Annotated in this window: 11 protein-coding genes; 5 read left to right on the forward strand and 6 right to left on the reverse strand. The window is 26.9% G+C overall.

The features are described 5' to 3' along the window. Nucleotides 1-57 precede the first annotated feature (57 nt). Nucleotides 58-357 carry a Trp family transcriptional regulator gene (locus tag BRSU_RS09890; protein ID WP_039954385.1) on the forward strand — a complete coding sequence of 100 codons (300 nt, stop codon included), beginning with the start codon at nt 58-60 and terminating at the stop codon, nt 355-357. On the opposite strand, the gene hemW is transcribed toward BRSU_RS09890, so the two are convergent. From hemW to lpxC, 4 genes are all read right to left on the reverse strand, one after another. Next, nucleotides 349-1,479, reverse strand: coding sequence for a radical SAM family heme chaperone HemW (hemW, locus tag BRSU_RS09895; RefSeq protein ID WP_048595212.1), 1,131 nt, complete (start codon nt 1,477-1,479; stop codon nt 349-351). The genes BRSU_RS09890 and hemW overlap by 9 nt on opposite strands. An 11-nt stretch (nt 1,480-1,490) precedes the next feature. After that, a complete protein-coding gene (locus BRSU_RS09900) occupies nt 1,491-2,774 on the reverse strand; it encodes a PD-(D/E)XK nuclease family protein (protein ID WP_048595213.1) in 1,284 nt (427 codons plus the stop codon). 90 nt (nt 2,775-2,864) lie between these two features. Next, a complete protein-coding gene (locus BRSU_RS09905; protein ID WP_048595214.1) occupies nt 2,865-3,719 on the reverse strand; it encodes a sigma-70 family RNA polymerase sigma factor in 855 nt (284 codons plus the stop codon). 58 nt (nt 3,720-3,777) lie between these two features. Then, nucleotides 3,778-5,070 (reverse strand): UDP-3-O-acyl-N-acetylglucosamine deacetylase, encoded by a 1,293-nt coding sequence (gene lpxC, locus BRSU_RS09910; protein ID WP_048595215.1) that lies wholly within the window; start codon nt 5,068-5,070, stop codon nt 3,778-3,780. 239 nt (nt 5,071-5,309) lie between these two features. Between lpxC and glyS the strand changes: the two genes are divergently transcribed. The 3 genes from glyS (at nt 5,310) to BRSU_RS09925 (ending at nt 10,319) form a co-directional block, all read left to right on the forward strand. Next, the gene (gene glyS / locus BRSU_RS09915) at nt 5,310-7,403 is read left to right on the forward strand and encodes a glycine--tRNA ligase subunit beta (RefSeq protein WP_048595216.1); all 2,094 of its coding nucleotides are present in this window, start codon (nt 5,310-5,312) and stop codon (nt 7,401-7,403) included. 226 nt (nt 7,404-7,629) lie between these two features. Then, complete coding sequence (locus BRSU_RS09920) at nt 7,630-8,373, forward strand: hypothetical protein (RefSeq protein WP_048595217.1); 744 nt, start codon at nt 7,630-7,632, stop codon at nt 8,371-8,373. A gap of 353 nt (nt 8,374-8,726) precedes the next feature. Further along, a complete protein-coding gene (locus BRSU_RS09925) occupies nt 8,727-10,319 on the forward strand; it encodes an alkaline phosphatase (RefSeq protein ID WP_048595218.1) in 1,593 nt (530 codons plus the stop codon). A gap of 642 nt (nt 10,320-10,961) precedes the next feature. On the opposite strand, the gene thiD is transcribed toward BRSU_RS09925, so the two are convergent. Together thiD and BRSU_RS09935 are read right to left on the reverse strand one after the other, a co-directional pair. Beyond that, nucleotides 10,962-11,771: a bifunctional hydroxymethylpyrimidine kinase/phosphomethylpyrimidine kinase gene (thiD, locus tag BRSU_RS09930; protein ID WP_048595219.1), complete on the reverse strand. Its 810-nt coding sequence runs from the start codon at nt 11,769-11,771 to the stop codon at nt 10,962-10,964. Nucleotides 11,772-11,806: 35 nt separating this feature from the next. Continuing rightward, the gene (locus tag BRSU_RS09935; protein ID WP_048595220.1) at nt 11,807-12,514 is read right to left on the reverse strand and encodes a PleD family two-component system response regulator; all 708 of its coding nucleotides are present in this window, start codon (nt 12,512-12,514) and stop codon (nt 11,807-11,809) included. Between the two features lie 235 nt (nt 12,515-12,749). Here BRSU_RS09935 and BRSU_RS09940 point away from each other — a divergent pair, with 235 nt between their 5' ends. Continuing rightward, nucleotides 12,750-14,174, forward strand: coding sequence for an alpha-amylase family glycosyl hydrolase (locus BRSU_RS09940; RefSeq protein WP_048595655.1), 1,425 nt, complete (start codon nt 12,750-12,752; stop codon nt 14,172-14,174). The last annotated feature ends 26 nt before the right edge of the window (nt 14,175-14,200 follow it).

Here is a 14,200-nt window from a genome sequence, read left to right on the forward strand (position 1 = left end):
TATCCTATACTTAATATAGTAGTATTCTAAATAGTAATAATTTTAAGGAGATATAAAATGGAACTATTAGCACATATTCTAGCAACTGAAAACAATGAAGAATTCATTAAGAAGCTTCTCACAGAACTCTTCACAAAAGATGAACAAGACATGATACAGCAAAGATTAAGGATAGTCACCTTATTAAGAAAGAAAATGCCTCAATATGAAATAGCCAAACATTTAAATGCAAGTCTTTGTTCAATAACAAGAGGAGCAAAGGAATTAAAAAAAGAAGACAGTGCTTTAGCAATAATAGTCGATAAATATCTTATAAACGATAAAAACTTTCAAGAATCATTAAATAAATCAAAGTAATAATATACTAATCTCATCAACATAATCAAAATAGGACTTTTTTATAGATAAATAATTATTAGATATATTAAAATATTTACTATTATTATTTATAATATGATAATACTCGTCATAAAAATTTTCATTAAAGTAGTTATTGTATCTATCAATATTTATTCCTTTTACTGTTCTTAGTGAAAGGAATATAAATTCTTTTTTTCTAGTATCTATATCTAAGTATTCATTTTCTTTTATAGGAAGATTATTATTATCAATAAAATTAAAATAATCTTTAATGATTTTAACATTACTGTATCTATTATCATTATAGCATCCTACAGCAGATACTCCTATTCCAATATAATCTTTCAAAAGCCAATAATTACTGTTATGTATGGAATTGTAATTGTAAAGAGAATAATTTGAAACTTCATACCTTTTAAATCCAATCCCTTCCAATGTATCAGAGGCTTTTTTATAATATATTACAGATTCTTCTTCATTAGGAAGCAGATCTTTCCATTTTCTTTGAAGTGATTCAGTCAATTCCAAATAATAAAGAGAAAAATGCTTAAGTTTAGGAAGCAAATCATAAGAAAACAATATATCATCTCTTATTTGATTTTCACTATTTAAATGAAGTCCGCATATAAAATCAAGAGATATATTTTCTAAAGAGGATTTATTTATTAGTTTAAGAGTATTTATAATATCTTTTTTATCGGTATGCCTATTTATAACTGATAAACTTTTTTCATTGAATGTCTGTATGCCTAAAGAAAGTCTTATATTTGGTATATTCTCTAAGAATTTAATATATTCATTATTTATATCATTTATATTTGATTCAATGGTTATTTCTTTTATTAAATTTGTATTTAAATCTTTATTATGAACAATATTTAATATATTATCCAATAAATATTTTAATAAATCAGCACCCAATACAGAAGGAGTCCCGCCTCCAAAATATATTGTTTCTATATATGATTCATAATTTTGTATTCTTAATTTTAATTCTGATATTAAGCTTTCTGCATATTTTTTATATATTTCTCTATTATTCATATTAACAATAGAATAAAAATTGCAGTAACTGCATTTATATGTGCAAAAAGGGATATGTATATAAAGCCCTGACATAAAAAATAATATTAAAAACTTTGATCTTTCAAATAATTATAAAGATTTATTATAATACTGCCTATTTCTTTATAATCATCATTTTGTCCTATTAGAAAATAATAAACATATAAATAATCATCTGGTTCAGGATCATTTTTTCCTTCTCTAAGTTCATATTTACCAAATATTTTTATTATTTCCTCTTTCATTGTTATTTCATTCAATTTATTTATAATATTGCTGCTATTTGAAAATATAGTAAGATAGCATGTTTTTTTACTTATAAATAATTTAATTGTAAGATTATTATTTATATTGATAATAATAGGAGTTGAATTTGCATCTTTGTTATTTATAATATTTCCTTTAAATATTTCCTCATCTAAATATCTGCAGTTTTCATTTTGCAAGCCATTATCTTTTAAATATTTAATAGTATTATTGATAATTTCTATCTGCTCTTTTATAGGGCTTAATTGTATTTTTCTTGATTTAATTAAATAAGCAGAATCTGAAAATAATTTTGAGCACTCTTCAATATCATCTATTTTATTTAATGATTCATAAATTCCATTTTCACTAAAAAATTTTTCTATTACAGTATTTTTTTCCATATTATTCTCCTGTATTTTATTATTGCTTATATTTCTTTCATTATCTCTCATTTGAATTAAAGCAGAATAAACTGATATATATTTATCATCTTTCAAAAATGGATATTCAACAAAAATGTTATCTATAAAATCAGATATATCATTATGAGATAAATAACAAATCCTATTGTTTTCTTCTAATTTAGATTTTAATTCATCACTCAATGAATGTGACTTTTGACCATATTTACTTAAAAATACAATAAATAATTTATTTTCATTTACATAATTGTTTTCAAGTCTGTCATTATAATAATCTTCTAATTGATTTTCTAATTCATTTGCATTAATTTTATTTTCTATGATAATTTCAAAATCATCATTATATATTAGTAAGTCAATTCTTCTTCCGTATTTTGTCATTACTTCAGTATCAACATTAATATCATTATTTATACTAATATCATTATGTTTTAATTTCTCTTTAATAATATAATTAGAAAAATCTTTTGCTAAATTAATTTCTTTATTATCAATAATAAAATCAATTTTAAGCATCTCAGCCAACAATTTACTGTTATCAACTTCATTGCCAGAACATACTTCTATAATATTAAATTTAGGTATTCTTTTTTTTCTTTCTTCTTTTAAATGATTAATTATATTATTTTTTTCTTTTAAAAATACATTAAGTATATTTAACATTTCTATATTTTCCAAGATAACCTCCGCAGCAATCATTAAAAAGAGATTTTTAATTTTTAAAGAAAATTATAATAGATTAATTTATCGGATCTTTATAAAAAACTTCTATTTCAAGAAATCTTTTAATGAACTGTATTTCTGAGAATGCATTTTTCTTAATGCTTTTTTCTCTATCTGTCTTATACGCTCTTTAGTAAAAGAAAACATCTCCCCTACTTCTTTAAGAGTTTTTCTCTCCTGATCTATTCCATATCTTGCATTGATAATCTGTTTTTCTATATCTGATAAACTTTCAATAGCTGTTTTTAATTCTTCCATAAGCTCTTTATTTATAGCAGTTTCTTCAACATTTTTGGAAGTTTTATCCTCTATTGTATCTATAAGCCTATCTTTCATGCCATCATAATTATATTCACCTTCAAGAGAAATATGTTCTGTACTCATAGACATAATATGAAGTATATCATTAGGATCTTTATTTAATATGGTAGCTAATTCATTAACATCCGGAGTATATCCGCTTTTATAATAATATTGATGCACAGCTCTTTCCAAATCTACTAAATCCATAGCTTTATTTAAAGGAAGCCTTATTAGTCTTGATTTTTCATTTATGGCCCTTAAAATACTTTGTCTTATCCAATATACAGCATAAGATATAAAGTGATAGCCTTTATCCGGATCAAATCTGTCAGCTGCTATTATAAGCCCTAAATTTCCCTCACTTATTAAATCTTCTAATAAAAGTCCGCTGTTTTTATATTGTTTTGCTATTGTGATAACAAATCTTAAATTGCTTCTAATTAGTTTGGATCTGGCTTCTGCATCTCCTTCCTTTAATCTTTTAGTGAGTTCTATCTCTTCTTCCCTAGTTAAAAGCTTTTCCTTTTTAGCATCTGCAAAATATAATGATATATTATTCTGTTCTTCCGTATTAGTTTTTAACCTGCTTTCTGACATATTTCTCATACTCTTAAATTAGTTATTAATTATATCATTTTTAATCATTAAATCAAATTCATAAATATCTATTTGCAAGATCATGTACTACGGAATGATTGAAAGAATGAGAAGACTTATTAGCGACAATTTTGCCTCTTATAGGTCTGCCTAATATATATAAATCTCCAATTATATCCAAAATTTTATGTCTTACAAACTCATTATCATAATGAAGTTTAGTATTTATTACTTTTCCATCACAAAGAAGTATATGGCTTCCTATCATACCGCTTCCAGCCATTCCCATTTTTTGAGCATAATCAATATTATCTATAGTATTAAATGATCTGGCTCTTCCTACTTCTTCAGTAAATTGATCAAAATTCTCAAATTTATATGTATATTCCTGTACACCTATACTGCCTGCAAAATCTATACGAAGACTAACTTCAAGCCCGTCATAAGGTGAAAGTATTATATAAGTTTCATTATCATTAACAGTTCCATAAGTTAAAGTCTGATCTATAACTATAGGCTCTATATAATCATCCTGCTCTACAAAACCAGCCTCTTTCAAAGCATCGCAGAATACTAAAGCTGAACCATCAACATTAGGTACTTCTCCGTCGCATTTTACTATTAAATTAGTAATACCCATCATATGAAGTGCTGCTAAAAAATGCTCTGTAGTTTTTATATATCTGTTTCCTGATACTAATGCTGTAGAATTAACAGCCCCTGATTTATCTTTAGAAAGTATATTATTATGAGACAATTTTATATGAGTATTGGTATTAATATCAATAAAAACTATGCCTGTATTAATTTCTGCAGGAACTAATGTTAAAGCTGTTTTTCTTCCTTCCATTAAAGCAAAACCGCTTACAACAATACTTTTAGCTATAGTTCTTTGCTTAACCTTATATCCTACATTATTATGATGATGATTGGATTCATTTTCTTCATTATCAACAGATTCTGTTTTATTTGTAGTTTCTTTGAATACCTCTTCGCAGCTTGAAAGAAGTTTTGCTATACTTATAGGCTTTTCTAAAAAGTCATAAGCTCCCATCTTAGTAGCTCTTACAGCTGTTTCAACACCAGCATGCCCACTCATCATTATTACAATGGTATTAGGATATTTTTCTTTTATATTAGAAAGTATGTCTAGTCCGTCTACATCAGGAAGCCATACATCTAAAAATACCAAATTTACTTTCTTACTACAAAGTATATCTTCAGCCTCTTTATAATTTTTTGCTATATCTACTCCGTAGCCTTCATCTTCTAAAATATTCTGACAGGTAGTCAGTATATCTTCTTCGTCATCTATTATTAATATATTTTGTTTAGTTGTTACTGTTTGCATATTAAAGTCTTCCAATTTATAAATATAGTATATTAATGATATAAAATCAATATCTTGTTATATATTATCGTAAAATAATGATTATTTTCTTTAAATATTCTGATTCTTTATTAATATAACCTTACAAATAAACAAATAGTTAACAAAATTGCAAATTAATATACAAAAAATATTGTTTTTTTTATACTATAAATGTACAATATAGGACATTAATAATTATTATTTTAAGGAATATTAAAGTGAAAGATTTGCTTATTGAAATATTAGTAGAAGAAATACCTGCAGATTTTGCATATCCTGCCAGTGTAAGTTTTAAAAAAATAATAGAAAACACATTAAAAAACAATGGTATTAATTTCAGTTCTGTTAATTCATACACTACCCCTAGAAGATTAGCTATTTTAGCAGAAAATATAGAAGAAAAATCAAAAGATGAAGTCATAGAGTTTAGAGGCCCTTTATTTGAAAGCGCTTTTAAAGATGGAGCTCCTACAAAAGCTGGAGAAGGATTCTTGAAATCTCATAATATTGATGCTAATTCAATAAAAAATATAGATGAAAATGAATCATTTGATAAGCCATATATAAAAGAAGTAAATGGAAAAAAATACATATTTGTAAAAAAAGAGAAAAAAGGTATAGAAACAAAAAAACTATTTGAAGAAAAATTAGAAAGTATTGTTTCAAGTATAGATTTCAAAAAGAAAATGAGATGGGGAAATAAAGATTTTGCTTTTGTACGCCCTATAAGAAATGTACTAGCATTATTCGGAAATGAAATCATAAAAACTTCAGTTGCTGGAATAGAAACTAATAATAAAGTAACAGGACATAGACTTCTTTCACCTGAATTTAAAGAAATTAATAATCCTAAAGACTATGAAAAAATCTTATTAGAAAAAAATGTTATAGTTTCAAGAGAAAAAAGATTAGAAAACATTATAAATCAATTAGAAAATATTGAAAAAGAACATGGATATGAGGCTGTTTCAAAGAAAAAAGTATCTGAAATAGTTGTGGATTTGGTAGAAGAGCCTTACTTACTTACTGCTGAATTTGATTCTAAATTCTTAGAAGTTCCTAAAGAAGTTTTAACTAGTGAAATGATTGAACATCAAAAGTACTTCCCATTATGTAAAAAAGACGGTACTTTAACTAATTTATTTGTAATAACAGCAAATCAGCCTAAAACTCCTCAAATAATAGCAGGAAATATAAGAGTATTAACAGCAAGACTTTCAGACGGAAGATTCTTATACCAAGAAGATATCAAAAAAGGCATGGACGAGATGAATGAAAGACTCGAAATGCTTATGTTTAGAAAAGAGCTTGGAAGCGTTGCTGATAAAGTAAAAAGACTTGAGAAAAACTCAGAACTTTTAATAAAACTTTTAGGCTATGAAAAAGATAAAGAAAATATACTTAAAGCTATTAAATATATGAAATCAGATTTAGTAAGTAATATGGTTTATAATTTCCCAGAGCTTCAAGGTATAATGGGAGGATATTTTGCTAAATCTATGAATCTTAATGATGATGTTGCTTTAGCTATTAATGAGCAGTACAGACCTTTATTCGCTGCTGATGAAATACCTTCTAATGATACAGGTAAGGCTATAGCTATACTTGATAAAATGGATAATATAGCAGCAGGTTTCTATGTAGGAGATATACCAACAGGTTCTCAAGATCCTAATGCTTTAAGAAGACAGGCTTTAGGTATTATTAATATACTTACAAGGTCTAAAAAGCATGTTAATCTTAAAAAATTAATAGAAGATGCTATCAACTCTATGCCTAAAGATGCTAAAAATAATAAAAGCGAAGATTTAGTAAAAGATATATTTGAGTTCTTTAAATCTCGTTTTGAAAATGATATTGACTTTGCTAAAGACTCTGTTGCGGGCGTGCTTTCTACTGGTATAGATGATATGTATGATGCTTACTTAAAAATAGAAGCTATTGATGCATTCAGAAAGAAAAATGAAGAGTTATTCTCTAATCTTTTATTAGTATTCAAAAGAATTAAAAATATGATTAAATCTGCTAAAGATGTAAATTTAGATGAATCATTATTAAAAGAAGAGGCAGAAAAATCTCTATACAATACATATAAAGAAAAATTAAATGAAGTTAATAAGCTTATGGAAAATAGAGAATATGAAAAAACATTTGCTTTATTAGCTAGTCTTTATGAACCATTAGATAAATTTTTCAAAGATATTATGGTAAATGTAGATGATGAGAAAATTAAAAATAACCGTATAGCTTTACTTTCTTCAGTTGATAAAATTTTCAAAAATATGCTTGATTTCTCTAGTTTGGTAAAATAATAAATTAATAATATTTAATAAGCACTTTCATTTTAATATGAGAGTGCTTTTTTATTATCAACTTTTTCAAAAAACAACATAATATGTAAAAAATGTCTTACAAATAAAATACGACTATATTATATACTATGCTATTTATATAATAATTTTACAAAACTTCTAATTATATAATTGTAAAATTTCTTATAACTTTATATTATATAATCAATACAAAAAAGGAGAAAAAATGAGAAAAATTATACCTATAGTATTATTTATATCTGTTTTAATATTTTCATGTTCAAAGACAGATACAACATCAAATCAAACTGGAAAAGCTGAGGCAGGCACTATGGATATAGACTTTCAGGCCGTATTTGGAGAAAAAGCTAATGATGATAATAATTTAATGCAAAACTCATATTTAAAAGTTTCAGGAACTTACGGCAATATTGATGCTAAAGTGGATGCTGCTACAGGAGCTTCAACACCTGCAGGAGCTACTAAATCTTGGGATTCATATAGATACGAGAATAAGCAATATGCAAATAATAAAATAGAAAGAGGATTCGGATTCTTTGTACTTTACGGAGTATCACCTGCTAAAACTTATAATTTTGATGGTATGACTGGAACAGGAAAATCTCAAAAAGTATTGAATGGAACTAACGGCCCTATAATTACAGGAACAGGAGTTACTAAAGATGAAACAGGAGTAATAACTATAAGATATGCTCATGCAGGGGGACCTACTGTTTATCCTTGGGTTTATGAATTAAAATCTGATACTAATGGAATATTTAAAATAGGTTACGGTTCAGATAATAACAAAGTAAGTACTTCTCAAATTTCTAATGATATGAATTTTGCTGATATTCAAATGGTTACTGATAAAGCTAAAGACGGCATACCTTATTGGCAGGGTGATTTGCAGGGTACTTTTGAAAATGATACTTTAACTTTGAAAGGTACTTTAAAAGAAGTTAAATAAAAAATTAAATATATTTTATAAGAGGCTTTATTATAAGCCTCTTTTTTTATAAAAAATTAATTTTTAATAAAGTTATATTTATTATTTAACTAGTAATATATAATTTATAGATATATGTTATAAATGAGCTTTTTTATTTTATAAATTCATTATAATCTTTATATCTAAAAAATATAATTTAAAATTATTGCGGTATTGAATTAAAAAATTATATAGTCTAAAATGATAATATATAATTTTTTTAATTTTTAATAAAAATTTTTTTATCGTTGATTTTTATTTTATTATACTATGTAGTTTGGAAAAATTTGATATCAGATTTTTACCAAATTATAAAGATTGGAGAAAAATCTATGGTTCGATTATTACCTGTCCTTCTTTTAGCCGTATTTTTTATAGGATGCGGTCAGCTAGATTACGCTAATTCAGAAAATTCTATAAAAGCAAAAAATGTTATAATTCTAATTGCTGATGGACAAAGCACTGATGTAATTACATATTCAAGATGGATTAATGGAGGAGAATCATTAGCCATAGATGAAATGTTAAGCGGAGCAGTGAGAACCCATAATGCTGATTCTCCTATAGCTGATTCTGCACCTGCCGGTACAGCTATAGCTACTGGGTATAAATCATCTTATAAGCAGTTTATAGGTATTCTTCCAGATGAGGCTATACTTCCTAATTCTTCAATACCTACAGAAGCCAGAAGTCCTATAGCAAATGTATTAGAGGCAGCACAGCTTCTTGATAAAGCTACAGGAATTGTTGCTACCGCAGAAATTATGCATGCAACTCCGGCAGCGTTTTCGGCTCATGATATCACTAGAAAAGACTATGATGATTTAAGCGAACAGCAAATATTTCAGGACATAGATGTTATACTTGGAGGCGGATATAAGTTTTTTACTAAAGAAGGCAGAAAAGATGGAAAGGATTTGATATCTGAAATTACTAATTTAGGTTATTCTATAATCAGAACTTCTGATGAATTAAATTCTTTCACAGGCGATAGGGTTATAGGACTTTTTGCAGATGCAGATTTGGCATATGATATAGACAGAAATGAAACATCTCAGCCTTCATTGGCTCAAATGACTTCAAAGGCTATAGAGATACTTTCTAAAAATAAAAATGGTTTCTTTTTAATGGTAGAAGCTTCAAAAGTAGATTGGGCTGCTCATGCCAATGATCCAGTAGGATTAGTATCCGATACTTTAGCTTATGATGCTGCTGTAAAAGTTGCATTGGATTTTGCTAAAAAAGATAATAATACTATGGTTATAGCTGTAACAGACCATGGAAACAGTGGTTTTTCTATGGGAAATTATGACACATCTTTAAATTATCAACAAATACGATTAGAAAGCCTTATAGATCCTATAAAAAAAGCTTCACGTTCTTCTGAATATATAGCTAGAAAAATAGAAGCTGGCGAAGATATAAGAGAAACTATGTCTAAATATTATTCTATTAATGATATGACAGCGGCAGAAGTAAATTCTCTTACAGGAAAAACAGGCGATGATTTACATTATGCTATAGGGCCAATATTAGCAAAAAGAGCATATTTAGGATTCACTTCTCATGGACATACCGGAGAAGATGTTCCTTTATATACTTATTTACCTAATAATAAAAGAATTACAGGTCTTATAGATAATACTGATATAGCTAAAAATATTGCTAAAGCTATGGGAATAAATTTAGATGAAGCTTCCAAAAAATTATTTATGAGTGAAGATGAAATAAAAAAAGCAGGTGCTGAGCTAACATCTGACGGTCAAATTCTTACTATACATATGAAAGATAAAACTGCTCAAATGATGAAAAACAGAAATATAATTATTGTAGATGGAGAGAAAAAAACTTTAGAGGGAGTTGTAGTTTATAATGAGTCTAAATGGTATTTCCCTGCTGAGGTATTAGATATATTAAATAAGTAATTTTATTTTTTATATTTATAAGCGGAGCTGTTTTTTGCAGCTTCGCTTTTTATTTTTAACAATTTTTATTAAAAGGTATTCTGCTATATACCTAAACAAATATATTTTGTCAAAAATAAAACTATAGTTTCTTTTTAATATATGGGGCTTTGCCCACCGCTCTGCGTACTTCGTAATACCCCACTTCTTTTACCGAGTAGGTACCTTTCGGTATTGGTATAAGGCAAAGCCCGCCTCACGAAGTGTGCCTACGGCAGGCGAGAACATATATCCTCGGTAAACTTGGATACGCTTCACGAACAACTGCATTTTTAACCTAAAATTAGGGTATTACACCATATTTGATAGATATTCTTAAAATATAAAGTTCTAGCAATTGCGTTTTTCGCGTAGCGTATCCGAAAGGATAAAAACTTTGACGAAGTACGCAGAGCGTGTGCGACAAAAAAGTTGATAATATATTTACAAAATATAAAATTGATAAAATATAATTGTCTAAGTATTTAATTAAATAAATTATATATTTAAATAATTTTAATTATCATAAATAAAAATTAATCGCAAAATACCTCTGTTAAATAAATTTAACAGATGCTCGCAATTTTTATTTAAAATGCACAATAATATATCTATAATAATTAATTATAGATTTAAATGCTTCCATGCCTCATAAAAATGATGAACAGGGCCATGACCTTTACCTACACTGTCAACTTTGGCAGCCTGTAATGCATTGAATAAATACTGTTTTCCTAATTTTGAAGCCTCAAGAGGAGTTTTGCCATGTGCTATATAACTGCATATTGCTGCTGAAAGTGTGCATCCTGTACCATGTGTATTTTTAGTATCTATTCTTAAAGCATCTAAAAACTCTTTGCTTTCTTTATTAATAAATAAATCCCTTGACAATTCACCTTCTAAATGTCCGCCTTTAAGCATAACATTTTTTGCCCCCATATTGAGTATATCATTAGCGGCATCTATCATATCATCATCGGTTTTTATTTTTTTTGAAGTTAAATCCTCAGCTTCAGGTATATTCGGAGTTACAATAGTAGAAATAGGAAGTATATATTTTTTTAAGCTGTCCACTGCCTCTTCAAGAAGAAGTCTGTCTCCGCTCTTTGCCACCATTACAGGATCAACTATTATAGGTATATTCTTAGAATTATTACTCAAAAAATTGGCAACTAATTTTATTATATCACTATTAAAAAGCATTCCTATCTTTATAGCATCAGGTATAATATCATCAAATATGCATTCCAATTGCTCTTTTATAGCTTTTAATTCTATTTCATAACAGCTTCTTACACCTTGAGTATTCTGCACAGGTAATGCAGTAAGTACGCACATTCCATAACATCCCAAAGCAGAAAAAGTTTTCAAATCTGCCTGTATGCCGGCACCTCCGGAACCATCAAATCCGGCTATTGTTAAAGCCTTTACCATTATCAAAAACTCCTATAATTTATTATGAATTAAGATTATTTTAATTTTTCTATATATTTATCATATATAAATTTACATATTAATTTAGAATTAAATACTGATAAATCGACAAACTCTCCTATATACTCATTTCCTATTTTTTCAAGTATATTAATAGAAAAACTTATTTTATAAGAACTAATTGACATAGAAGCATTTTTTATAACATGCCCTACTTCTAGACTAGCTTCTTCAGGAGGCATAATAAATTTTAAGCCTACAGGCGACATTTCTATTATCATACCATGAAGAATCTGTCTTACACCATCATGTCTAAATACCAATTTAAAATTATCTAAATTGTTTATTACTATATGTTTTAGTTTTCTAGGCTTAACTCCAGCCTTATCTATTAAAACATTAAATCTATTCAAAAAATCTTTTTCATTGAATGGCTTTAACAAAAATCCTGAAACCCCAATTCTCATCATCTTAGTGAAAAACTCTCTTGTAGGATCAGCAACATGAACTATAACATGAACTCCATGATACCTATCATCTAAATAAATTTTTTCAAGTATACTCTCCATTTCTGTATCATTTTCCTCAACCTCTATAATCGCAATAGAAAAAGGAAGTTTACCGAACATACTTAAAATATTATTTTTATCTTTTACAGCCACAACTTCATATCCTGCCGTAATAAGAATACTGATAAAACTATCCCTTATTTGTAAAGATGAATCATAAACTAATACTCTCATAATATATACCTGAAAATTAATTATATTGTTTTTACATTATATAATAGAAAAAATTAAAATCAATAATATATATAAACTTAATCATAAACTCTAATAAGTAAATAATTTTTATAATGTAGTTATTAATATATTACATTTGGTATATTATACATTTAATAAAAATATATTATTATATTTCATTAACAAAAATATAGTAAAAAGTTGTTTTTTTTTATTTATTATATATAATAAAGAGATGAAAACATCTGTATATAATTTATTTCCGCCGCTTCTAGGGCATATAAAAAATTGGTATAGCCATATTGATAGGATTAAAAATATGGGTTTTGAATGGGTGTATATTAATCCTATAACATATCCCGGATTCAGCGGAAGTCTGTACGCTACAAAATATTATTATCAATATAACCCTGCTTTTTTCACTAGCTGTGAACAAGAAATTGCTGAAAAAGAGATTAAGGATTTCATTGCATATTGTAATAATAAAAATATAAAAGTAATGATAGATTTGGTTATTAATCATTCATCAAAGGACTGTAATTTGACTAATGAACATCTTGAATGGTATAAAACCAAAGATGGAGCTTTACAATCTCCCGGAGCTTGGGATAATGGTAAATGGGTTGAATGGGGCGATTTAGCTATGTTCAATAATAAAAGAGATCCCAATGAAAAAGATGAGGAAGAAAACGCTGATAATAAAGATAACAGTGAAGAAGAAAATAATCAGTATATAAACAATAATGAAATATTAAATCCTATATGGTATTATTGGAATGATTTAATAAAACATAATCTTGATTTAGGATTCAGCGGATTCAGATGCGATGCTGCGTATAAAGTTCCTAAAGAATTATGGAAATATTTAATAGATAATGCTAAAAAAATAAATAATGAAGTTATATTCTTTGCTGAAAGTTTAGGCTGCTCTATAGAAGATACTAAAAAACTCATAGATGCCGGTTTTGATTATGTGGCAAGCAGTGCTAGATGGTGGGATTATGAGGGCGAATGGTTTATAGAACAGTATGATCTAGCAAGAGAAAAATGCCAACAAATAGCATTCCCAAGTAATCATGATACTAGAAGGCTTATTGAAGAATATGATGGCAATATCTGGAAAGTAAAACAAACTTTCTTGTTTACAGCAATAGTATGTGATATGTGGATGATAACTTTAGGAGATGAATACGGATTCTTGAAAAGATGCAATGTTGTGGGCGGAAATGAAAAAGATTATGAAAATATAAACTATGATTTAAGCGAATATATAAAAGATATCACTAATTATATAAAAAATAATCCTATACTTGCTAATTGCGGTAAAATAGTTTCTGTTGAGATAGAAGAAAAAAAGAAACTAGAAAAATTAAAAAAAGAAACCGATACTCATAATGAAAATCATGAACATAATGAATATTATGAGCAGGAAAGAATCTATAAAGAAAAAAAGGAAAAAGATCCTTTTAGAAAGTTTTATAAGTATAATTTAGATGAAAGCGATAAACTTTTAATCATAGTTAATATAACTTCTAAAACTGAAAAATTAGATACAAAAGAATACGGTATAAAAGAAGATATATCTTTTGAAGGAAAAATAGAAAATATTACAGAAACTATAGATATATTGCCGTATCAATTAAAAATATTCACTTTATAGGAAAAATGTATTTGGTATAACATTAT

Source organism: Brachyspira suanatina (assembly GCF_001049755.1).
GTDB lineage: Bacteria > Spirochaetota > Brachyspiria > Brachyspirales > Brachyspiraceae > Brachyspira > Brachyspira suanatina.